This window comes from Nocardia arseniciresistens (assembly GCF_046764875.1).
In the GTDB taxonomy this organism is placed as follows: Bacteria; Actinomycetota; Actinomycetes; order Mycobacteriales; family Mycobacteriaceae; genus Nocardia; species Nocardia arseniciresistens.
Genome location: NZ_JBKORD010000016.1, coordinates 134632 through 156690, shown reverse-complemented (window position 1 = coordinate 156690; position 22059 = coordinate 134632). Strand labels below are relative to the sequence as shown.

The window sequence follows — 22059 nt, the reverse complement described above, 5'->3', positions numbered from 1 at the left end:
CGGCCGGAGTATGTTCCATTGTAACGATCGAACCAGGGTACCTATGGCCACCTGTCGCATTGGCGGTTCCCCGCAACCTCGGCTCGCCGTGCGAGATCAAGGCGCGATGCCCGCTTCGATAGCCATGGCCGCCCCCACGATGCCCGCGGTGTTGCGCAGGTGCGCGGGGATCACCGGAGTTCGGTTCGTCAGCAAGGGAATCCACTGATCCGCATCCCGGCTGATGCCACCACCTGCGACGATCACCTTCGGCCAGAACAGGTTCTCCAGCCCGCTCAGCACCGCGCTGACCTCCGCTGCCCACTGTTTGTAGGTCAGGTCGTCGCGGTCCTTGATCGAGGCGGCGGCGCGATGCTCGGCCTCCATGCCGCCGATCTCCAGATGGCCGAGTTCGCTGTTGGGCACCAGCGTGCCGTGGAAGATCAGCGCGGAGCCGATGCCGGTGCCGAAGGTCAGCAGCAGCACCAGGCCGGCGAAATCCTTTGCCGCTCCGTAGTGATCTTCGGCTAGGCCCGCCGCGTCCGCGTCGTTGAGCACGGTGACCTCGCGGCCGCCGAGGGTGGCGGCGAACAGCGCCCGCGCGTCGGTGCCGATCCAACCCTTGTCGATATTGGCCGCGGTGCGCACGACGCCATCGAGCACGACGCTCGGCAATGTGAGGCCGACCGGGCCGTCCCATGCCGCCTTCGCGACAACCTCGGCCGCCGCTTCGGCGACCGCCTTCGGTGTCGACGGATGCGGTGTCGCGATCTTGATCCGCTCATGGACGAGCTCACCGGTGGCCAGATCCACCGCAGCGCCCTTGACGCCGCTGCCACCGATATCGATACCGAATGCGTGCCCCCGAGCGGACATGACGATTCCCTCGTTCCCTGTGCTGGTCGGTGTGATGATGATGCCGCCGCACAGTCCCTGCCACGCACCGGAAGGCACGCGAATGAGCTTGTGCCCGACGACGGCGCTGTGTCGTGCACGACAAGAGTAATGGCGTGGGCTGCTGGGCGTTCGGCGAGGATCTGTGATGCGATGGAGGCCGTGCCGAAATCCACGTCGTCAGTCACTTCTGAAGTCACCTCAACGCCCTCGGGAGACGAGGCCGAGCTGCGCGCGATCGCCGTTCACCTCGCGAGGACGGCGGCCGCGCACGTCCGGGCGCGCCGCCCAGAGGTATTCGGTCCCGACGGTGCGCGCGTCGCGGGTGACGTCCAGACCAAGGGGCACCCCACCGATCCGGTGACCATCGTGGATACCGAGACCGAGGAACTGATTCGGCGGCTGCTCGCTGACCTGCGTCCCGGTGACCCGATCCTGGGCGAGGAGGGCGGCGGCAGCCTCGCGGGTGGTGCCCGGGACACGGTGTATTGGGTAGTCGACCCGATCGACGGCACCGTCAACTTCCTGTACGGCATCCCTGGCTACGCCGTGTCCGTCGCCGCCGTACGCGACGGGCATCCGGTCGCGGGAGCTGTTGTCGATGTCGCGAGGGCCTCGACCTACAGCGCGGGGCTCGGTCTCGGCGCGCAGCGCGAGGACGCCGACGGCAGTATCGAGCAGTTGCGCTGTACGCCTGTCGAAAAGGCGTCGCTGGCGTTGGTGGCCACCGGGTTCGCCTACGGCCCGCACCGGCGCACCGAGCAGGCCGCAATACTCGCCGAGGTGCTGCCGAACATCCGCGATATCCGTCGCCTCGGCGCGGCGGCACTCGATCTGTGTTTTGTCGCTTCCGGTCGCGTCGACGCCTACTACGAGCACGGGCTCAACGCGTGGGACTGGGCCGCTGGGGCCCTGATCGCCGCGGAGGCGGGCGCGCGGGTCGTCCTGCCACCCGCTACCAGCCCCGGCGCGGCGGGCGATCTCGTGGTCGCCGCGGCACCAGGAATCGCCGATGAATTGATCGCTCTGCTCGATCGGGCCGGCGCGACCGAACCGATCCCCGACGCCTGAGGCGGTCGGGGGCTCGGCGCCGAACGGTTCAGCGCCGAGCGTCGGACACCATGGTCAGCAGCGGCTCTGGCGCGCGGCCGCCAGCAGCTTGCCGTCGATCGATGACGACCCACCCGGTGCCGGGTTCTTCAGCGAGCGCAACACCTCCTCGGCGTCGGCGCTCGGCCGCAACGACTCACCGAATACCGAGCCGAGCACCAGATCCACGGTGTCGTCGCCGCGCTGATCCTCGACCAGTTCGGCGCACGGCGCGATCAGCTGCACCGAAGCGGCGGCCGGTCGGCCGTTCACGCCGAAGCGAATCTGGCCGGTGCATTCGAGATCGCCATTGACGTAGACCGAATCGTTACCGAACTGTTGCCCGGGTGGGCTGGCGAAACCAAGATCGCCGAGGGCGGTAGCGATGTGTGAGGCCTGACCGCTCTTGCTGTTCGCATTGAGCACTCTGACGTTGGACGAGGCCAGTGGCGCGGGATCGACGTCCTGTAGCCGCGACTGTCCGACCCGCTGCCCTAAGGGTGCAGGTGGCGGCGCTTTCGGGTCGGTTGCCTGGCTCGGAGAATTACAAGACATTGCCGTGCCGCTGTCGTCCTCGGTCGTCAGAGCCCTGATCCACACAACTGTGCAGATCAGCACCAACGCGCCGACCAGGATGAGCCATGGCTGATTACGCCGCCGGAGGAAGGGTTGACCCCGTCGATCCATTGCGCTGCCTTCGGTGATCAGTGAAACCACCAGCACACTGTACGAAATTGTCTCGGCTACGTTGCGCAAGGTCTCGGCGAGTTCGACGAACGGTGTCGATTCACCGTCGGTTTCGACTCTTCTGTGTTTTGATTGCGACTTTTGCCGCGTGGTCCGCTATTGTCTGGCGGCCCAGATCGAATCGCTGGTGTGGAATTGGTGGTCGGTCGCGGGAACAAGCAGGGCGTGTCCTGCGTTCACCAAACGCTATCAGTGGTGGATCGAATGGATCCGGCCTGATAGGTGACCGGTGCACGTGTGATGTGCGCCACCGGCGGGGCGGTACGGGTCATCGCGATTCCGAGAGGAATCGGGAGTGATGTGGCCGGTCCGGGATATACGGAGTAAGGACGAGGGGAAGACGACATGGCAACCGACTATGACGCACCGAGGCGTACCGAAACCGACGAAGTGTCGGAAGATTCGCTGGAGGAGCTGAAGGCTCGTCGCAACGAGGCACAGTCCGCCGTCGTGGATATCGACGAATCCGATACCGCGGAGTCGTTCGAGCTTCCTGGCGCGGACCTGTCCGACGAAGTGCTGACGGTTCGAGTGATCCCGAAGCAGGCAGACGAGTTCACCTGTTCCAGCTGTTTCCTGGTTCATCACCGGAGCAGGCTGGCCAATGAAAGTGGCGGTCAGTTGATTTGCATGGACTGTGCCGCCTGATCTCCGAGCGAGATCGGGATCAGCCCGCGCTGGGCACACCAGGCTCTGTGCCGGGTATGCCGAGCGCGGCAAGGACCCGGTCGGGCCGTCGCGTACTGACCAGCCAGTACGGCGTCGGATCGTCCGGGTCGTCGAGCACGAGTAAAACCATCGGCCCGATCCACGGTCGATGCTGCAGATAGGCGGCGGGGTCGAGCTGGCGGCCCAGCGCCGCGCTTTTCGCCGTCGGAGCGACCGCTGCCGCGCGTGCCACGAAGCTCGCGGGCAGATGCGCGCGGCCGACGCGTAGTTCCGGCGTGCCGGTCGAATCCGGCGCGACCTCCACTCGATGGCGGCTCAGCCACACCAGAACCCATATCGGCACCGGGAACAGCGCCACATACGGCAGCCACGCCCGGACTCCTGGTGCGCCCATATGGATTTCCGCGGCGAGCAGCCCGGTGATGGCGAAGGCCACCGGCCACCACCACAGCGGCACCCACAGACGTTCGCGATAGGTGTGCTTGCCGTTGTTTTCGTGGTCCGTCGTCACGGGATTGGGCTGGTCCGACACGACTCAACACTAAGTCACGGTGGTCAGCGGCTTACGCGTAGGCTCGATCACCGTGAACGCACTTTCACCCATACCCTTGCTGCGGCTCGATCCCGGCATCCCCATGCCCGCACGTGCTCACCACGGTGACGCGGGCGTGGACCTGTGCACCACGGAAGACGTCATTGTGGAGCCGGGCGAGCGGGTGCTGGTCGGTACCGGCGTCGCCATCGCGCTCCCGGTCGGCACTGTCGGCCTCATCCATCCGCGTTCCGGGCTTGCCGCCAAAACCGGTCTGTCGGTGGTGAACACCCCCGGCACGGTCGATGCGGGGTATCGCGGTGAAATCAAGGTGTGCCTGATCAATCACGATCTGCGCACCCCGATCGAGCTGCGCCGTGGCGATCGAATCGCGCAGTTGCTGGTGCAGCGGGTCGAGCTGGTCGACTTCGTCGAGGTCGACACGCTCGACGAGACCGCGCGCGGCGCGGGCGGTTATGGGTCGAGCGGCGGTCACGCGACGCTGACCGCGCAGGCCGATGGGGCGGGCCAGGCCGGCAAGGAGGTATGACAGCAATGTTCGGAAAGAAGAAGAAGTCCGACGACCGGTATGCCGACGACCGGTATGCCGACGACCGGTATGCCGACGATCTGTACGACGAGGAATCCGAGTACGTCGACGCCGCGTACGAGCAGGGCTTCGACGCGCCCGGCTATGACGACGATGCCATCACCGACGAGAACCCCATCGTCGACCCGATCACCGACGAGAATCCCATCGTCCCAGCCGAGTACATCAGGACCGATCGCGTTCGGACCGATCGTGTCCGCGTCGATCACGTTCGGACCGAGTATGTCCGGACCGAGTACGAGGCAGCCGACTACGCCGCAGTCGACGATGACGATGACGATGACGAAGACGGGGAGAAGTCAGGCCCCTACGACTACGGCGACGTCGCCGAGTTGCTGGAGAACGTGGCCGATCAACGCCTCGACCTCGGATCGGTCATCCTGCCGATGCCGCCTGGTGGTCAGTTGCAGGTCGAGATGACCCCCGACGGCACCCCGCAGGCGGTGCACCTGGCGACCGAACACGGACGGCTCACCGTCGCGGCCTACGCGGCGCCGAAGTCGGCAGGCCAATGGCGAATGGTGGCAGCCGATCTCGCCGAGTCGCTACGCAAGGACGGTGCCAGAGTCGCGGTCGAGACCGGACCATGGGGCCGGGAGCTGCTCGCCATCACCGAGGGCGCCGACCTGCGGTTCATCGGGGTCGACGGGCATCGCTGGATGGTGCGCCTTGTCGCCGCGGGCCCGCAGGGCGCCGCCGATGAGGGCAGTCCGCTGGTCGCGGCCGCACGAGCCATCCTCAGCGAGACCGTGATTCGTCGCGGTGACGACCCGATGCCGGTCCGTGAACCGCTCGCGGTGGTGCTGCCGCAGGAACTGGCAGAGCAACTCACCGCGGCACATCAGCAGCAGGTACAGGCGCAGCAGCAGCAGGCGGCGGCCCAAGCCGCGGCGGCCCAGGCGGCACCCGTCGCGGTGATGCCGCCGCGGATGCCGCAGGAACCACGTCGTGGCGCCGACGGTTCCGCAATGCAGCAGCTCGGCTTGAACTGAACGTGAGGTCGGCGATCAGCTGAACGCGGCGAGACCGGCATTGCCGAGGATCGCCGGGTTTGCGCCGAGTTCGGTGAGAGTGATCCTGAACAGCTCGGAGCGCGGGATCAGGGCGGCCCATTCCTCGGCGACCGCGAGTGGGTGCACCGGGTCGTCGATCGCGGTGACCAGGGCGACCGGGACGTCGAGTGTCGCGAGGCGCTCGGCGCCTGGCCATTTGTAGTCGGCGGCCTCATCGAGCGCGTCGGGCAGATGCGGCCACTGGGCCCGCCAGGACTGGGTGAGTGCGTCGGCGAGCCAGCGCGGGCTGCTCGCCCGCATCCGGTCGATCACCGCGTCGAGACCGTCGGCGCGCAGTTGCGCGGCCGTCGCGGCGGCGCTGAGCGCTGCGGGGCAGGCCGCGGTGTCCGATCCGGTCCAGGCGGGCAGCGCGGCGACCACGCCGACCGCGGCGCTCTGGTGCTCGGCCGCCCACTCCAGCGCGATCGCGGCACCGAGGGAGATTCCCGTCACCAGCACCGGTCCGGAGCGGGCCGCGGCATCCAATGCGGCCCGGCAGGATGCGACGACCGCGCGCGGGTCGGGCTGCACGGCGACGAACGCGATTTTGCGGGCGATACAGGCGGATTCGAACGCGCGGCGAGCGAAGTCGGCGTCGGATCCGGTGCCAGGCAGCGCGACGACAACCGCGGGAGCTGGGGTCTCGAACATCGGACCGAGCGTAGCGGCGGCAGGGTTGCCCATCTACAGTGGCGGGTATACGGCCAACAGCCGGTCGTTACCGGAAAACCACGATGGCGTGCAACCCACGTCGTCTTGCTCCATGCAGGAGAGCGTGCAATGCCATCCGCTGCCTCAGGTTATTTTCGCCGTTTGGGCCGCAGACTGACCGAGGATCTCGATCGGTTGGATGCCGAGGAACTCGCCGAGACAGCTGATGCCTCGGGAGCATGTCGAGCATCGGAATGTCGCCGGGGTGAGGAAGCCACCATGCTCGGCCGACTACGGAGTGTCGAGGCGTGTCCGAAGTCGGTCGGGGCGAGTGTTCAGGCAGAATTCTTCGACGGCACCGACGCCATCACCCTGGTGTGGATCGGACGCAGGCGAATTCCCGGGATCGAGCCGGGTCGGCGCATCCTGGTCCGTGGCCGCGTTGGTGACCGCGACGGCCGCAAGGTGATCTACAACCCCTACTACGAATTGCGCGAGAACAGCTGACGTATGCCATTGAGCAACGAGAACGCCGCCGACAAGGCGATCGACACCGGGCTTCGTGAGTCCGTCGACTCCGGAGCCGGTGCGGCGGTCGAGCACGTGCCGCGCGCTGCGGTCGATTCCGGTCGGCACCGGCGGGTAGATTCCGCGCAACCACTCGACGAGGGGGAGGAAGCGGTCGAGCGGACGCTGCTCGAACAGCTGGGTGGTTTCGGCGGCCTGATCTATTCGACACTGCCGGTACTCGTGTTCGTCCCCGTGAATTCCTTCGCCGGTCTCACCGCGGCGATCTGGGCGGCCCTCGGTGTCGCCTCGGCGATTCTGCTCTGGCGACTGGTGCGCCGCAGCCCGATTCAGCCCGCCGTCTCCGGTTTCTTCGGCGTCGGCATTTGCGCGTTCATCGCCTACCGAATGGGTGAGGCCAAGGGCTTCTTCCTGTTCGGCATCTACACAAGCCTGCTGTACGCCGGGGTGTTCCTGGTGTCGATGCTGGTGCGCTGGCCGCTCGTCGGCGTCATCTGGGGGGTCTTGAACGGCCACGGCTCCGATTGGCGGGCCGATCGGCGCATTGTGCGCCTCTACAACGTCGCGACCACGACCTGGGTGCTGGTGTTCGGCGCCCGCTACCTGGTGCAGTCGCAGCTCTACGACTCCGACCACACCGGCTGGCTGGCCGCGGCGCGCATCGCGATGGGGTGGCCGCTGACGGCGGTCGCGCTGGCTGTCACGGTGTGGGCTGTACGCAGGGCAGGACATATGCCGGTGCGTCGCGGGTCCGCCGCCGCCGAAGCGGCCTAGAGAGGCTGCTGCCGCCGCCGTCGCGGCCACCGGGTTCAGCACGGGTTCGGCCGGCCCGCCTCCTGGGGATTCACGCCGGGGGTGGGTAATACGCACCGGGGAGGTGGGGTAGTACCCACCCTTGGGTTACTGGTTGGGGAGCCGAGTTCGTCAGACGATCGTTGCGAGACAAAAAAGCGCAACATCGGCGAAAGGACTCGGCAGATGGCTACCGAGCACAACATTGCGGCACTGTCGAATACTCGTGGCCACAACAATCCGGCCCTCTCGGAGAGCCGCCGCGTATCGGCGGAACTCGGGGCTTTGATCGGGCCCGCCGCCGCGGGTGACCGCACGGCCATCGCCGAGATCGTGCGGCTCGTCCATCCGCTGGTTCGCCGGTATTGCGGTGCGCGCCTTGGCAATACCTCGCATCTCAGTGTCACGATCGACGATGTGGTGCAGGAAGTCCTGATGGCGACCGTCAGCGCCATCCCGCGCTACCGGGATCAGGGAAAGTCGTTCCTGGCCTTCGTATATGGGATCGCGGCGAACAAGGTCTCCGACGCGTTCCGGCGCTCGCAGCTGCACCCGAGCTACCCCATGGCCGACGTGCCGGACACGGCCTCCTCCGCCGCAGGGCCCGAGGAGTGGGCGCTGGCCTCCGAACGTCGCGACGCGGCAAGGGAATTGATGAAGATCCTGGCGCCCGCGCACCGCGAGGTGCTGGTGATGCGGATCGTGCTCGGCTGGTCCGCCGCGCAGACCGCGGAGGCGATCGGCACCAGCCCCGGTGTCGTTCGTGTGATGCAGCACCGCGCGCTCAATAAGCTGCGCGCCGAGCTCGCGGCCGCCTGATCCGCGCTCGCATCAGCCCTGTCGGGGAGTCAAGGCTTGATGCCGTGCGGGGACAGCGCCACCCGCAGGTCCTCTTCGGCCTCCACCGAGGTCACGAACAACAGCTCGTCGTCACCCTCGAACGGGTCGTCGGGCTGTGGCACGATCACCCGGCCGCCACGCAGAATCGTCACGAGGGCGGCGTCGCGTGGCAGGGTGAGCGTGTGCACCGGCTTACCTGCGAGCGGGGTGTCGGCGGGCAGGGTGATCTCGACGAGATTGGCCTGCCCCTGCCGCAGCGTCATCAGCCGGACCAGGTCGCCGACCGACACCGCCTCCTCCACCAGTGAGGCGAGCAGCCTTGGTGTCGACACGGCGACATCGACACCCCATGAGGAGTCGAACAGCCACTCGTTGCGGGGGTCGTTGACCCGCGCGACGACACGGCGCACCCCGAACTCGGTCTTGGCGAGCAGGGCATGCACCAGGTTCGCTTTGTCGTCGCCGGTGGCGGCGATCACTACCTCGTAGGTCTGCAACCCCGCGTCCTCGAGCAGCGCGAGCTCGCAGGCATCGGCATGCACCCAGACGGCATCCGGAATGGCGGTCGGGTCGATGTGGTCGAGCTGACGCTCGAGCAGCATCACCGAGTGGCCGCCACGCAGGAGCTCCCTGGCTATCGATCGGCCGACGGCGCCGGCTCCGGCGATCGCCACTTTCATTGTTCAGTCCTCGCTTGCTGGGGGCTTACCGGCCAGTGCGACGGCCTCGCCGACACTGCCGGAGGTCGCGGCGACATAGACGATGTCGTCGGCCTGAACCATGGTCTTGCTTTCGGGCAATAGCCCTTGACCGAATCGGATGATGAACGCCACCCGCGCGCCGACGGCGCGTTCCAGGTCGCGCACGGTACGGCCGTACCACTCATCGTGCAGTGTCAGCTGGGCCACGGCGACCGTGCCGGTGGGGTCGCGCCACGTGGTGGTACCGCTGTCGCCGATGAGGGCGGTGAGGAACCGGTCTGTCGTCCACGGCACCGTCGCGATCGTCGGTATGCCGAGGCGCTCGTAGACCGCGGCGCGTTTCGCGTCGTAGATGCGGGCGACGACGCGCTCGACTCCGAACGTCTCGCGAGACACCCGCGCCGAGATGATGTTGGAGTTGTCGCCGGAGGACACTGCGGCGAACGCGTCGGCACGCTCTATTCCCGAGCGAATCAGCACGTCCCTGTCGAAACCGACGCCGACGATCTGTTCACCGGGAAAGTCTTCACCGAGGCGCAGGAAGGCGCTGGGGTCCCGATCGATCACAGTGACCTCGTGACCTACCCGGACCAGGGCGCGTGCCAGCGAGGAGCCGACCCGTCCGCACCCCATGACCACTACGTACACCGTGCAACCTCGTTCCTGGAAACAATCTCGAGAGCCGGACAACGTCCGTCGACGCCCATGGCACGGGGCCGAGGGAAGGCGCCGCGGCCGTTCATGCCGTTCGGTCTGATTTGTCTTCGGCAAAACCGTACCCGCCGAGTGTGTCCATGGCCCATTTTCCCCCTCTCGTCCCAAGTCAAACCTTCGACGCGGGCCGCCCCCGGGCGCGGTCAGCCGTTCGGGGATCTATGCTCGCTCCAGTGTCCAAGTTGACGACGGCAGCTAAACGCGTGCTGCTGGGTAGGCCCTTCCGCAGCGATTCGCTGGGCCACACCCTGCTGCCGAAGCGAATCGCGCTCCCTGTGTTCGCCTCCGATGCCATGTCGTCGGTCGCGTACGCGCCAGAGGAAATCTTTCTGACCCTGTCGGTGGCCGGTATTTCGGCCTATGTCTACGCCCCGTGGGTCGGGCTCGCGGTCGCCTTCGTCATGGCGGTGGTGGTGGCGAGCTACCGGCAGAACGTGCACGCCTATCCCTCCGGTGGCGGCGACTACGAGGTTGCCACCACGAATCTCGGCCCCAATGCCGGGCTTACTGTCGGCAGCGCGTTGCTTGTCGATTATGTGCTCACCGTCGCGGTGTCGATATCCTCGGCGGCTTCCAATATCGGTTCGGCGATTCCGTTCGTGGATACCCACAAGGTGTTGTTCGCGGTGGTCGCCATCGCGGTGCTGACCGCGATCAACCTGCGTGGCGTGCGCGAGTCGGGTACCGCGTTCGCGATTCCTACCTATGCCTTCATCGTGGGCATGTTCGTCATGCTCGGCTGGGGGATGTTCCGTATCTTCGTCCTCGGGGACAACCTGCAGGCCGAATCGGCGGGTTTCACGCTGAACGCCGAAGAAGAGCATCTCTACGGTCTGGCGTTCGCCTTCCTGATCGCGCGCTCGTTCTCCTCCGGTTGCGCCGCGCTCACCGGGGTCGAGGCGATCAGCAACGGTGTGCCTGCCTTCCGTAAACCCAAGTCGCGCAACGCCGCCACCACCCTGCTGCTTCTCGGCACTATCGCGATCGTACTGCTGATGGGCATCATCATTCTGGCCCAGAAGATCGGGATCGTGTACGCGCACAATGTGTCCGAGCTTTCGGGTGCACCGACCGACTACCATCAGAAGACACTGATCGCGCAGATCGCCGAGACGGTATTCAGCGGGTTCCCGATCGGCTTCTTCTTCATCACCACCGTCACCGCGCTGATCCTCGTACTCGCGGCCAACACGGCGTTCAATGGATTCCCTGTGCTCGGTTCGATTCTGGCGCAGGACCGCTACCTGCCGAGGCAGCTGCACACTCGCGGCGACCGGCTTGCTTTCAGCAACGGCATCCTGTTCCTCTCCGGTGCGGCCATCGCGTTCGTTGTGCTGTTCGGCGCCGAGGTGACCAAGCTGATCCAGCTCTACATCGTCGGTGTTTTCGTGTCGTTCGTGCTCAGCCAGACGGGCATGCTGCGGCACTGGACCCGATTGCTGCGCACCGAAACCGATCCGGCGCAGCGAGCGCGGATGAAGCGCTCGCGGATCATCAACGCGATCGGGCTCACCGCGACCGGCGCTGTGCTCGTCATCGTGCTCATCACGAAGTTCTTCGCGGGCGCTTACATCGCGATCGGCACTATGGTCGCGATCTTCGTGGTGATGAAAATGATTCGCCGCCACTATGATTCGGTCTCGCGCGAGTTGGGCGAGCAGAAGTGGGACGGCGTACTGCCCAGCCGCTCGCACTCGATCGTGCTGGTTTCCAAGCTGCACCTGCCGACCAGAAGGGCACTGGCCTACGCCCGCGCGACCCGGCCGGACACGCTGGAGGCGATCACGGTGAACGTCGACGACGCCGACACCAGAGCGCTGGTGCGGGAATGGGAGAGCAGCGATATCAACGTGCCACTCAAGGTGATCGAATCCCCGTATCGCGAAATCACCAAGCCGGTACTCGATTACGTGAAGCGGGTGCGCAAGGATTCGCCGCGCGATGTGGTGACGGTATTCATTCCTGAATACGTGGTCGGAAACTGGTGGGAGCAGATTCTGCACAACCAGAGTGCGTTGCGGCTCAAGGGCAGACTGCTCTACGAGCCGGGTGTGATGGTGACCAGCGTGCCGTGGCAGCTCAGTTCCTCCACCCGCGCGCGGCAGGCGGACGTGATCAGCGCGCCGGGTGCGGTGCGTCGCGGCTACGAGGACCGCAACGGATGACCGACTGGCGGAATACCACCTTCGAGGTGCGTCTCGGCCCGCCGGGACACGGCGGCTTCTGCGTGGCCCGCCACGACGGCCGCGTGGTTTTCGTCCGGCACGGACTGCCGGGCGAGCTGGTGCGGGTCACCGTCACCGAGGACCGCGGCGGCTCGTTCTGCCGGGCCGACGCGATCGAGATCCTGGAAGCGTCGCCGGATCGGGTTCCCGCGAGCTGTCCGGTGTCGGGTCCGGGCGGTGCGGGCTGCTGCGACTTCTCCTTTGCCACACCGGTCGCACAGCGGGCACTGAAGGCGACGGTGGTCGCCGAGCAACTGCGACGGATCGCCGGCGTGGAACGGGATATCACGGTGGAGCCGATCACCGGATCCGCCCAAGAGACCGGTGGTTGGCGCACTCGGGTTCGGTTGGCGGTGGACGCGCAGGGCAGAGCGGGTGTCCACCGGCTACGCAGCACCGATGTGATCGCCGATCTGCGCTGCCCGCAACCGGTTTCGGGCGCGTTGGACGGTGTCGCCGAGCGAACCTGGACGCCGGGGGCGGATCTGGTGATCGCCATCGACGGCGACGGGGTCAGGCACATTGTCGAACTCGATGTGCCGGTGCCGGTTTCGGCAGGCCGCGGTGACGATCGCCGGGGGAGTGAACGGCCACGCAGCAACGAGCGTGGCGGTGACCGCCGAGGTCGGCGCGACAGCGGGCGGCCGGATCGGCGGGCGCAACGCAATGGCGAGGCGCCGGCGGTCGAACGGCGCAGTGCGTCGGCGCGCCGTGCCGCGACCCATGCGCCGCGCGACGAGTCGGTGCTGGAAGGCACCGGACGGGCGGTCGAATACGTCGCAGGTCGGCGCTTCGAAATCTCGGCGACCGGCTTCTGGCAGGCGCATCATGGTGCCGCGCAATGCTATTCGGATATCGTCGCCGACTGGGCGGGCCTGGGTTCCGGCGAGCTCGCCTGGGATCTGTACAGCGGCGCAGGTGTATTCGCGGCCCGCTTGGCCGAGCAGGTCGGTCCCGACGGTGCGGTGCTCGCCGCGGAATCCGCGCGGACCGCCGTCGCCGACGGCAACGCGGCCCTGCTGGATCTGCCCTGGGTGGATCTGCGCGCGGACCGGGTCGAACGCTGGCTGACCGAACAGGGCAGCGCCGCACCGGCGGTGGTGGTGCTCGATCCGCCACGCACCGGCGCGGGCAAGGAAGTCGTCTCGGCGATGACCGAGCACGATCCCGCCCGCGTCATTCACATCGGCTGCGACCCCGCCGCTTTCGCTCGCGACCTCGGGCTCTACCAGTCGGCAGGCTATCGGCTCACCCGATTGCGCGCCTTCGATGCCTTCCCTGCCACCCACCACGTCGAATGTGTTGCGCTACTGGAGCGTTGATCTCCCCGGAGCGGTCAGTCTTCGATCGGGTTGCCGGAAAGCCCTGCCGCCAGGGCGCTCGTGGCGTTTAGTCGAGGCGCCAGGTGGCGCGGATCGCGGCGTTGATTTCGGACTCACCGAGTTCGACAGGAACAGGAGCCGCGCCGTAGCCGGCATCCATCGGTGCGGACATCGCCATGAGGCGGGGGGATGCGGAGGGTGCCGAGGTGGTGTTCTCGGTGATTTCGAGCACTGACCCGAGTGTGCGGCCCGCGCGCGCGGCGTACTGCTGCGCCTTGGCCAGGGCGTTGTCCCATGCCGCGTCGCGCGCCTTGGTGAGCAGGCTCTCCTGATCGGCGAAGCTCAGGTTGAGACCGCCGAGCCTGACGTCGTCGCCGCCCGCGTCGACGGCGTTCGCGATGACGGAGGCCGGTCCAGGTTCGGCGTTCTCGCCGATATCGCGCAGCATCACGGTCAGATCGGTCGTCGCGAGATAGCCGGTGATCTTCGAACCGCCGCCCTCGACCCACACGGTCTCGGTGCGGACCGACAGCCCGCTGGTCGCGATGTCGGAGCCGGAAACCCCGTCCGAGCGTAGCGAATCGGTGACGGCGGCCACCCGTTCACCTGCTTGGCCGTACGCGAGTGCGACCTTGCTTGCCCTGATTTCGATGGAGATGGTGACCCGCATGAGGTCCGGGGTGGCGCGAGCGCTGCCACTTCCGAAGGTGGTTACCGTGCCGGTGGTCGCTGCGGTCTCGGACTTCTTCTTGCTCACGGCGCTCTCCTGATTCTGTCGGATCGGGCTCTCACAGGCTCAACGGCCGGTGCGTCGCAAACGTCCCCACACGCTGGAGCCGCCGCGGCTCAATAGTCCCCGCCGCGTACCGCGATCGCGCGCACCGCCGCGTCCATCTGCGCGTATGCGCCTGCGGCCAGCCGCTCGAGCAGCGCGAGTTTCAGCTCGGGTGCTTTCTCGGTGAGCACGTCGAACCGTTGCGGACTGAGCACCGCGACACGCACGCTGGTTTCGGCACGGGCCTCGTTGACGAACGGCGTGCCGACGAGCATCGGTATTTCACCGAAGGACATGCCCGCCGAGAGCGAGACCAGCCGGTGCGTGCGCTCGTCGGCGCCTTCGAAGGTGATTCGCACCCTGCCCTCCAGGATCAGGTACAACCCGGAGCGGGTGCTGCCCCGGCGCGCGATCACCTCGCCCCTCGCGATGGTGCGCACCTCGAAATCCTTGGTCAGCCGCGCCCTGTTGTCGGGGCTCAGTGCCGCGAGCGCGGGATGATCCTCGATCGGCATCGATGTGCACGCCGGTTCCCCTGCTGGCCGATGGTGGTCGAGCACGATGTCCTCGCACCATTCGGTGGCGGTATCTCGGTCGATGAAGACGCGTCCGCGCGGATCGTTCGGATCCAGACTGGAGACGAGGTGCCCCATCTTGCTATCGGGATCGACGATCGCGACTCGGCAGCCCGCCGCGGCGAGTTCGTTCTGGAGTTCGTCGAGCATGTGCACGGCGATCTCGCTCACCTCACCAACGCGGCGCAGGTCGATCACGAGCGCCTCCAACGCACCCGCCTGCTCCTCGATGGCACGCACCGCCCGCTCCGCGCCCGCGAACAGCAGGTCGCCGTGCAGTTCGTATACCCGAGCCCGGTCACCGTGCTCGGCGAGCACCGCCAACTCGTCGGTCGTGCGCTGTAGCCGCGAGGGCACCTCGGCCACCGAATACGCGGCCCGGATCGCGGTACGCCCGGAGCGGGTCACATGCAGGAAGTGCAGTTCGAGTCGTTTCGACAGCTCACGGCATGCCGCGACACCGCGCACGCTGTTGCCGTGTTTGTCCAGCCGGGGAGAGTAGACGGCGATCCCGATCTGACCGGGCAGCACCGCGAGAATTCCGCCGCCGACACCGCTCTTCGCGGGTAGTCCGACGGTGGTCACCCAGTCGCCCGCGGCGTTGTACATGCCGCAGGTGGTCATCACGCTGAGCACCTGTTCGGTCAGCGCGACCGACAGCGCGCGCTCACGCGTCACCGGGTTGAGCCCATTGTTGGCCAGCGTCGCCGCCATCAACGCGAGGTCACGGCAGGTGATATCGAGGGAGCACTGCCGGAAGTAGGTGTCGACCGCCTCGTCCGGATCGGAGTCGATGATGCCGAAGGAACGCAGCATGTAGCCGATGGCGCGATTGCGGAAACCGGTGCGTGCCTCGGAGGCGTACACCGCCGCGTTCATCGTCAGCTCGCGCCCTGCGAAGCCCGAGTAGCAGCGCCGGATGCGCTCGAACTTCTCGGTCCGATCGTGGCCGGTGATCAGGGACGCGGCGGTGATGGCACCCGCGTTGATCATCGGATTGCGCGGGCGCTCGGTCACCGGGTCCAGGCTGATCTCGTTGAACGGCTCGCCCGACGGTTCCACGTCGATACGTTCGGCGACCGCGGCGGGACCCCGATCGGCCAGGGCGAGGGCATAAGTGAACGGCTTCGAGATGGACTGGATGGTGAACGAGGCGGCGACATCGCCGCAGCCGTACACCCTGCCGTCCGCGGTGGCCAGGCACAGTGCGAACGAATCGGGTTGCACCGCTGCGAGTTCCGGGATGTAGTCGGCCAGTGCGCCGGAGTCGTCGGCCAGGCACAGCCGGTAGACATCGGTGACGATGCGCGCGACAACGCCGGAGTCGACGGCCTGTGGAACCTGCTGCTCGGGCTCGGCCACACTGATCACTGTAGGCGCGGTACCGTGTGGGCTGCGGTCGAATCTGTCCTGAGGTGAGCGCGTGTCGTCGGAGAAAATTCTGGTCGGTGACCGGATGTTCGCCCGGGCGCGTATCTTCGGTCGGATACTGTCCGAGGCGTCGATTCGTGTGGAGGCTCACATTTCGGCGTTATCTCGGCAGGTGGAGCACTCCGGTCGTGCGGAGGATCTGGTGCGGCTCCGTAGACTGATCGGATCAGATGCGCTATCCGGAGGGAGCGAGTTCAGGTGGGAGTGCTTTCCCGGGTCGATACGCCCGAAGACCTGCGCCGGCTGAGCATGGCCGAGTTGCCGGGGTTGGCGGCGGAGATTCGCCAGTTCCTGGTGGAGAAGGTCGCCGCGACCGGTGGTCACCTCGGGCCCAATCTCGGTGTGGTGGAACTGACCATCGCGTTGCACCGGATCTTCGACTCGCCGGCTGACCCGTTGATCTTCGACACCGGGCATCAGGCCTACGTGCACAAGATCCTGACCGGTCGCAAAGACCAGTTCGACACGCTGCGCAAGCAGGGTGGGTTGTCCGGATATCCGAGCCGCGGCGAGAGCGCCCACGACTGGGTGGAGTCCTCACACGCGTCGGCGTCGTTGTCCTATGCCGACGGTCTGGCCAAGGCGTTCGCGCTGACCGGTCAGGATCGGCATGTGGTCGCGGTCGTCGGTGATGGGGCACTCACCGGCGGTATGTGCTGGGAGGCGCTGAACAATATCGCCGCCGCTCCCGATCGCCCCGTGGTCGTCGTGGTGAACGACAACGGACGCTCCTACGCGCCGACCATCGGCGGCCTCGCCGACCGGCTGACCGCGCTGCGCACCCAACCGGCCTACGAGCACGCGCTCGACGCGGGCAAACGCATCCTCAAGAGCATTCCGCGCGTCGGCGAATCCGCGTACTCGATGATGCATGCGGTGAAGGCCGGGATCAAGGACGCCGTCAGCCCGCAGGAGCTGTTCAGCGATCTCGGAATGAAGTACGTCGGCCCGGTGGACGGGCACGACAGTGTCGCGCTCGAGGCAGCGCTGCGCCGCGCCAAGGACTTCGGTGGACCCGTGGTCGTGCACGTGGTGACGCAGAAAGGCCGCGGCTACTCGCACGCCGAAAACCACGTCGCCGACCAGATGCACGCGTGCGACCCGATCGACCCGCTGACCGGGCGGCCACTGGCTGGTGCGAAGGCACTCGGCTGGACCTCGGTCTTCTCCCAGGAACTCATCGCGCAAGCGGAACGTCGCGACGACATCGTCGCCATCACCGCCGCCATGCCGGGCCCGACCGGCCTTTCGGCCTTCGGTGAGCGCTTCCCTGACCGAATGTTCGACGTCGGCATCGCCGAACAGCACGCCATGGCCTCGGCGGCCGGGCTCGCTCTCGGCGGCATGCACCCGGTGGTCGCGATCTACTCCACCTTCCTCAACCGCGCCTTCGATCAGCTCCTGATGGACGTCGCGCTGCTGAAGCAACCGGTCACGGTGGTGCTCGACCGCGCAGGCATTACCGGCAGCGACGGCGCCAGCCACAACGGCATGTGGGACTTCTCGCTGCTCGGCATCATCCCCGGCATTCGTGTCGCGGCCCCACGCGACGCGGTCACCCTGCGCGAAGAACTTGCCGAAGCGCTCGCCGTCAACGACGGCCCCACCGCTATCCGCTTCCCCAAAGGCAGTGTCGTCGAAGATATTTCGGCTGTAGAACGCCTCGACGGAGTAGATGTCCTTCGTTTGCCGGACCGCGACGGCGGCTCCGCCCGAACCCAACGCGGCGATGTCTTGGTGGCCGCCGTCGGCTCCTTCGCCGACCTGGCCCTACAGGTAGCCGATCTGCTGGAACCAGAAGGCATTTCGATCACCGTCATCGACCCACGCTGGGTCCTGCCCGTCTCCGACACCATCGTCAAACTCGCCGAAAACTACCGCCTCCTGGTAACCCTCGAGGACGGCGGCCTGCACGGCGGCATCGGCTCCACCATCTCCGCCCGCCTGCGCAGCGCCGGGCTGGATGTGCCGACCAGGGATCTCGGTGTGCCCCAACATTTCCTGGACCACGGGTCGCGCCCTCAGATCCTCGAGGAGCTGGGTCTCACACCGGTCGACATCGCCCGCCGCATTACCGGTTGGCTCGACGCCGGCTGACCTCCCGCTATGGCCTGGTCGCGGCGGCGATGAAGATCGGGAAGGCCAGGAATAGGCGTTCCGATTCGGCCCGCTCGGACTGTTCGGTTATCCAAGCGGCGGCCGCTGCGGTGCTTATTGCTCCGGTGGTAACGGCCGCGTCTGCGAAACCGGTGAGGAGCGACAGCATCGGGAGGTCGGTGAAGACAGCGGTTCTTGCCTCGATCGAGACATCGTGAAAGTCGTTGTCCAGTAGAAGTGTCCGGTACTGCCGGGCGGCGCGTGGGTTCGGGATGGTTGCGGCGCGAGCATGCACGATGGCGCGGGTGGTTTCGGGGCTGTCGGAGTCGATGATGATGGCGTCCCAGTCCTGGCCGAGCAGGACGATGCGGCCGCCGGGGACCAGTACGCGGCGGGCCTCGGCCAATGCCGCTGTGGGGCAGGCGAGTTCGTGGAATACCTTGTCGGCGCGGTAGCCGGTCATCGAGCCGTCTGGGAGGGGGAGGGATTCGGCGGTGGCGTGACGGAAATCCAGTGCGGTCCAACGGGTTCGCGCTGCGTCGAGCATTGTTTCGCTCGGATCGATACCGATGGGACAGGTTTCGCGGGCGGCGAGTTCGGCGACCGCGCGACCGGATCCGCATCCGACGTCGACGACCGGATCGCCCGGATGTAGGTGCAACAGGTCGTAGGAGAGGGTGCGGAGGTCCGCGGCTCCGGGGAGGAGGTCGGCGGCGTCGAGTCGTTGGATCAAGGTCGCTGTGGTGCTGTCGGGGGTGGACACGGGTGCCATGGTCCGACTTAATGTCGACATGAAGTCAAGCGATTCGGTGACGAGTATCGGTGTGGTCGCCGAGCGGTTCGGACTGGCCACTCATGTGCTGCGGCATTGGGAATCCATCGGGCTGTTGCGTCCCGCGCGGGATTCGGCGGGGCGACGGCGCTACGGCGAGGACGATGCCTTCCGGATCGCGGTGATCTTGCGGGCCAAGGAAGCCGGGTTCGCTCTCGACGACATCCAGGCCATGCTCAGCACCACCGATTCGGCCGCGCGTTCGGCGGTACTGCGAAACCGGCGCAGCGAGCTGCAAGCGCGAGTAGCCAAGGCGCAAGCGTCGCTGGAGATGATCGATCACGCTCTGGCCTGCGATCACGAGGATTTCACGAGCTGCCCACACTTTCGAGGGGCGGTGTCGCAGCACTTGCTTCGACCACGATCCGAGGGCCGACGACGACACCGTGGAGCGACCGGCCCGAGGTAGTGCGATTTTTCGCGAGCTCGCCGCGTGGATCGAGGAACTGGGCGCGATCAGCCCTCGACTTCGGCATCGAACGGCAGTACTCAGGGGATCGGGCTATCGGGTGGAGTTGCGTTGGTGTGACGCACGGACTTTCACGCGATTACCGCAGACGTTCATCGAGCACCAGGTGCGGCCGCGGTTGCGGGAGTGGTCGTAGAAGGCCCAGCGGCAGCTTGGTTCGCGGCAGGTTTTGAGGCGGGACCAGGTGCCTGCGGCGACGGCGGTGGCGATGTCGGCCAGGAGGGTGGCCAGGGCGGTGTCGACGGGGCCTCGGGTGGCTGGGACCAGGGCGGGGGGCGTGCGGGTGACGTCGAGGGTCAGTGGGAGATCGACGGTCAGTGCCGCGAGGTCGCTGTGGGCCGCGGGATCGAGTCCGTCGGGTCGTGGGCTGGTGACGGGCTCGGCGTTGTTTTGCGCGAGCAGTGCGCGGAGTCCTTCTCGGGCTCGGGCCGCGCGGTCGCGTTCGGGCGTGGTGACGGCGGTTTCGGGGGGCAGTAGAGCGTGCTCGCGCAGCCAGGTCGCCAGCTGGTCCGGTGTTTCGATGACATCGCCGTCCGCACGTCGGGTGTTGACGAACTCCACCAGGCGTCGCATCGGCGCGGGCGTGCGGTCCTCGGCGGCCGCGGTTTCGACTCTGACGGACATGAACCCATGATAACTACCTATTGACGATAGCAAGTTACCTAACTACCGTACCGGTAACACCAGTTACCGCAGAGGGTCTGCGATCCTCGCCGAAGGAGAGTTCGCATGGGATCGGTCAAGAAGGAGATCGTCGTCGAGGCCACTGTCGAGGACGTGTGGGCGATCATCGGCGACTTCGATCAGGGGCCGATTCGGATGGCACCGGGTTTCGTCACCGAATGTCGGCTCGACGGGCCAGGAGTCCGGGTAGCCACGTTCGTGAATGGCACCGTGCTGCGTGAGCGACTGATCGCGCTCGACGAGGTACAGCGCCGCTTCGTCTACTCCATCGTCGGCGACAGCGTCACCCCGAAACACAACAATGCGTCGATGCAGGTGTTCCCCCACGACAGCGGCAGCCGGTTCGTCTGGATCCACGACGTGCTTCCTGATGAACTCGCCGTCGCGTTCGGCGCGAGCATGGACCAGGGACTCGAGGTCTTCAAGCGGACGGTCGAGGGCGCGATCACGGCCGATTCGTGAGCCGGGCAAGGGCAGCGCCGTGTCGCCGGGGTGCCTTTGGCTCGACAAGCCGAGCGGATAGTCGGGCTACGTCCTGATCGGAACGCTAGGCATCGGAAGTCGGTGGAGTCAGCGCCGCCGACAGTCGTGGCACTGCCAATTCTCGCTGCCACGGTCGGGCGCCACCCGATTTCAAGAACCCATCGATCGCGGCCGAAAGGTCGGCGGGCGACTCGGTGATCCGGTCGTAATCCGGCAGGCCGTCCCAGCACAGGCGGCGCACGAGATCAGGGGAGAGCAGGTTCTCCACCGGGATCGCGTGTTCTTCGGACAGCTCGCCCATCGCGGCACGCGCCCTGGTCAGCCGGGCGGCGGCAGCGGCGTCGCGGCGTTCCCACCGGTTCACCGGAGGTGGTCCGTCGAAGGGCTGAGTCAGTGGCGGCAGCTCGTCGTCGGGCAGTGTCGCGCCGCGGTCGACCGCGGCGAGCCATTCCCGGGAGTAGCGCCGTTGCCGAGGGCCGCCGTAGACCGGCAACGTACGCAGTTGAGCGATGGTGCGCGGCTCCGCGGTCGCGGCGGAAACGATCGCCGCATCCGGCAGGATGCGAGCGGGCGCGACGTCGCGGGAGCGGGCCAATCCGTCTCTGGCGTTCCACAACTCGCGCACAATGGCTAATTGCCTGGTGCGGCGCAGCGCGTGGATACCGGAGGTGCGCCGCCACCGATCGGCCTTCGGCGGGCTCGGCTCGGTGATCCGAACGTGCTCGAATTCCTGTGCGGCCCAATCTGTCTTGCCTTGCTCGTCGAGCGCCTTCGCGACCTCGTCACGCAGCTCCAGCAGCAACTCGACATCGAGTGCGGCATAGTTCAGCCACTCATCGGGCAGCGGCCTCGTCGACCAGTCGGCCGCACCATGGCCCTTACGCAACGCCATGCCCAGCAGTTTCTCGACCATTGCCGCGAGCCCGACGCGCTCGAAACCGGCCAGCCTGCCGCCCAATTCGGTGTCGAACAACCGCGCGGGACGCAGACCGACTTCGGCGAGCCCCGGCAGATCCTGGTCCGCGGAATGCAGCACCCACTCGAGGTCGTTGATCGCCTCGGCCAGCGGGGCGAGATCATCGGACACCGGAATCGGGTCGATCAGGAAGCTGCCCGCTCCGGCACGGCGCAGCTGGATCAGGTAGGCGCGCGCCGAGTACCGGAAACCTGACGCACGTTCGGCGTCGACTGCCAGCGGGCCGGTGCCCGCGGCAAGGCGGGCGGCGGCGTCGATGATTTCGCGCGCGGTAGCGAGCACGGGGGGCACACCCTCCGCGGGGACCAGCAGCGGCTCCGCTGTGTTGTCTTCCGCTGTGCTGCCCTGATCTGGCTCGTCTGCTACCGGCATAAACCTGAACTTTACGTGGC

23 protein-coding genes are annotated in these 22059 nt (G+C 66.9%); 12 read left to right on the top strand and 11 right to left on the bottom strand.

Going from position 1 to position 22059, the window contains the following annotated elements:
- Window positions 1–96: 96 nt before the first annotated feature.
- On the bottom strand, window positions 97–855 hold the full coding sequence (gene ppgK / locus ACLMAJ_RS27990) for a polyphosphate--glucose phosphotransferase (protein WP_412016895.1): 759 nt from the start codon (window positions 853–855) through the stop codon (window positions 97–99).
- Window positions 856–1026: 171 nt separating this feature from the next.
- Between ppgK and ACLMAJ_RS27985 the strand changes: the two genes are divergently transcribed.
- Window positions 1027–1944, top strand: a complete 918-nt coding sequence (locus tag ACLMAJ_RS27985; RefSeq protein WP_412016831.1) for an inositol monophosphatase family protein — start codon at window positions 1027–1029, stop codon at window positions 1942–1944.
- A gap of 54 nt (window positions 1945–1998) precedes the next feature.
- Here ACLMAJ_RS27985 and cei read toward each other — a convergent pair whose 3' ends face one another.
- Window positions 1999–2679: an envelope integrity protein Cei gene (gene cei, locus ACLMAJ_RS27980; protein WP_412016830.1), complete on the bottom strand. Its 681-nt coding sequence runs from the start codon at window positions 2677–2679 to the stop codon at window positions 1999–2001.
- A 375-nt stretch (window positions 2680–3054) separates the two neighbouring features.
- On the opposite strand from cei, the gene ACLMAJ_RS27975 reads away from it, so the two are divergent.
- Window positions 3055–3357, top strand: a complete 303-nt coding sequence (locus ACLMAJ_RS27975; RefSeq protein ID WP_412016829.1) for a DUF4193 domain-containing protein — start codon at window positions 3055–3057, stop codon at window positions 3355–3357.
- Between the two features lie 19 nt (window positions 3358–3376).
- Here the strand turns inward: ACLMAJ_RS27975 and ACLMAJ_RS27970 are convergent, their stop codons facing one another.
- Window positions 3377–3910 (bottom strand): DUF3093 domain-containing protein, encoded by a 534-nt coding sequence (locus ACLMAJ_RS27970; protein ID WP_412016828.1) that lies wholly within the window; start codon window positions 3908–3910, stop codon window positions 3377–3379.
- 52 nt (window positions 3911–3962) lie between these two features.
- Here ACLMAJ_RS27970 and dut point away from each other — a divergent pair, with 52 nt between their 5' ends.
- Together dut and ACLMAJ_RS27960 are read left to right on the top strand one after the other, a co-directional pair.
- Complete coding sequence (dut, locus tag ACLMAJ_RS27965; protein WP_412016827.1) at window positions 3963–4460, top strand: dUTP diphosphatase; 498 nt, start codon at window positions 3963–3965, stop codon at window positions 4458–4460.
- 224 nt (window positions 4461–4684) lie between these two features.
- Entirely contained in the window at window positions 4685–5512 is an 828-nt protein-coding gene (locus ACLMAJ_RS27960) for a DUF3710 domain-containing protein (protein WP_479725043.1), read from the top strand.
- A gap of 15 nt (window positions 5513–5527) precedes the next feature.
- On the opposite strand, the gene ACLMAJ_RS27955 is transcribed toward ACLMAJ_RS27960, so the two are convergent.
- On the bottom strand, window positions 5528–6223 hold the full coding sequence (locus tag ACLMAJ_RS27955) for an alpha/beta fold hydrolase (protein ID WP_412016825.1): 696 nt from the start codon (window positions 6221–6223) through the stop codon (window positions 5528–5530).
- Window positions 6224–6352: 129 nt separating this feature from the next.
- Here ACLMAJ_RS27955 and ACLMAJ_RS27950 point away from each other — a divergent pair, with 129 nt between their 5' ends.
- The 3 genes from ACLMAJ_RS27950 to ACLMAJ_RS27940 all read left to right on the top strand — a co-directional run bounded on the left by ACLMAJ_RS27950 (window position 6353) and on the right by ACLMAJ_RS27940 (window position 8362).
- Window positions 6353–6730, top strand: a complete 378-nt coding sequence (locus ACLMAJ_RS27950) for an OB-fold nucleic acid binding domain-containing protein (protein WP_412016824.1) — start codon at window positions 6353–6355, stop codon at window positions 6728–6730.
- Window positions 6731–6733: 3 nt separating this feature from the next.
- Window positions 6734–7525 (top strand): DUF3159 domain-containing protein, encoded by a 792-nt coding sequence (locus tag ACLMAJ_RS27945; RefSeq protein ID WP_412016823.1) that lies wholly within the window; start codon window positions 6734–6736, stop codon window positions 7523–7525.
- A 204-nt stretch (window positions 7526–7729) separates the two neighbouring features.
- The gene (locus ACLMAJ_RS27940; RefSeq protein WP_412016822.1) at window positions 7730–8362 is read left to right on the top strand and encodes a sigma-70 family RNA polymerase sigma factor; all 633 of its coding nucleotides are present in this window, start codon (window positions 7730–7732) and stop codon (window positions 8360–8362) included.
- A gap of 29 nt (window positions 8363–8391) precedes the next feature.
- Here ACLMAJ_RS27940 and ACLMAJ_RS27935 read toward each other — a convergent pair whose 3' ends face one another.
- Window positions 8392–9063, bottom strand: a complete 672-nt coding sequence (locus tag ACLMAJ_RS27935) for a potassium channel family protein (protein ID WP_412016821.1) — start codon at window positions 9061–9063, stop codon at window positions 8392–8394.
- A 3-nt stretch (window positions 9064–9066) separates the two neighbouring features.
- Entirely contained in the window at window positions 9067–9732 is a 666-nt protein-coding gene (locus tag ACLMAJ_RS27930) for a potassium channel family protein (RefSeq protein WP_412016820.1), read from the bottom strand.
- 239 nt (window positions 9733–9971) lie between these two features.
- Between ACLMAJ_RS27930 and ACLMAJ_RS27925 the strand changes: the two genes are divergently transcribed.
- The gene (locus ACLMAJ_RS27925; RefSeq protein WP_412016819.1) at window positions 9972–11963 is read left to right on the top strand and encodes an APC family permease; all 1992 of its coding nucleotides are present in this window, start codon (window positions 9972–9974) and stop codon (window positions 11961–11963) included.
- Complete coding sequence (locus tag ACLMAJ_RS27920; protein ID WP_412016818.1) at window positions 11960–13345, top strand: class I SAM-dependent RNA methyltransferase; 1386 nt, start codon at window positions 11960–11962, stop codon at window positions 13343–13345. Before ACLMAJ_RS27925 ends, ACLMAJ_RS27920 begins: the two co-directional genes overlap by 4 nt.
- Window positions 13346–13412: 67 nt before the next feature.
- Here ACLMAJ_RS27920 and ACLMAJ_RS27915 read toward each other — a convergent pair whose 3' ends face one another.
- Both ACLMAJ_RS27915 and glsA read right to left on the bottom strand, forming a co-directional pair.
- Window positions 13413–14102, bottom strand: coding sequence for an SIMPL domain-containing protein (locus ACLMAJ_RS27915; RefSeq protein WP_412016817.1), 690 nt, complete (start codon window positions 14100–14102; stop codon window positions 13413–13415).
- Window positions 14103–14191: 89 nt separating this feature from the next.
- Window positions 14192–16057 carry a glutaminase A gene (gene glsA / locus ACLMAJ_RS27910; protein ID WP_412016816.1) on the bottom strand — a complete coding sequence of 622 codons (1866 nt, stop codon included), beginning with the start codon at window positions 16055–16057 and terminating at the stop codon, window positions 14192–14194.
- 267 nt (window positions 16058–16324) lie between these two features.
- Here glsA and dxs point away from each other — a divergent pair, with 267 nt between their 5' ends.
- The gene (gene dxs / locus ACLMAJ_RS27905; protein WP_412016815.1) at window positions 16325–18223 is read left to right on the top strand and encodes a 1-deoxy-D-xylulose-5-phosphate synthase; all 1899 of its coding nucleotides are present in this window, start codon (window positions 16325–16327) and stop codon (window positions 18221–18223) included.
- Between the two features lie 7 nt (window positions 18224–18230).
- Here dxs and ACLMAJ_RS27900 read toward each other — a convergent pair whose 3' ends face one another.
- Complete coding sequence (locus tag ACLMAJ_RS27900) at window positions 18231–18986, bottom strand: methyltransferase domain-containing protein (RefSeq protein ID WP_412016814.1); 756 nt, start codon at window positions 18984–18986, stop codon at window positions 18231–18233.
- Between the two features lie 28 nt (window positions 18987–19014).
- Between ACLMAJ_RS27900 and ACLMAJ_RS27895 the strand changes: the two genes are divergently transcribed.
- Entirely contained in the window at window positions 19015–19464 is a 450-nt protein-coding gene (locus ACLMAJ_RS27895) for a MerR family transcriptional regulator (protein ID WP_412016813.1), read from the top strand.
- 93 nt (window positions 19465–19557) lie between these two features.
- Here ACLMAJ_RS27895 and ACLMAJ_RS27890 read toward each other — a convergent pair whose 3' ends face one another.
- Entirely contained in the window at window positions 19558–20148 is a 591-nt protein-coding gene (locus ACLMAJ_RS27890) for a CGNR zinc finger domain-containing protein (RefSeq protein WP_412016812.1), read from the bottom strand.
- Window positions 20149–20253: 105 nt separating this feature from the next.
- Between ACLMAJ_RS27890 and ACLMAJ_RS27885 the strand changes: the two genes are divergently transcribed.
- The gene (locus ACLMAJ_RS27885) at window positions 20254–20670 is read left to right on the top strand and encodes an SRPBCC family protein (RefSeq protein WP_412016811.1); all 417 of its coding nucleotides are present in this window, start codon (window positions 20254–20256) and stop codon (window positions 20668–20670) included.
- Between the two features lie 85 nt (window positions 20671–20755).
- Here ACLMAJ_RS27885 and ACLMAJ_RS27880 read toward each other — a convergent pair whose 3' ends face one another.
- Window positions 20756–22039: an HRDC domain-containing protein gene (locus tag ACLMAJ_RS27880; RefSeq protein WP_412016810.1), complete on the bottom strand. Its 1284-nt coding sequence runs from the start codon at window positions 22037–22039 to the stop codon at window positions 20756–20758.
- Between the last annotated feature and the right edge of the window lie 20 nt (window positions 22040–22059).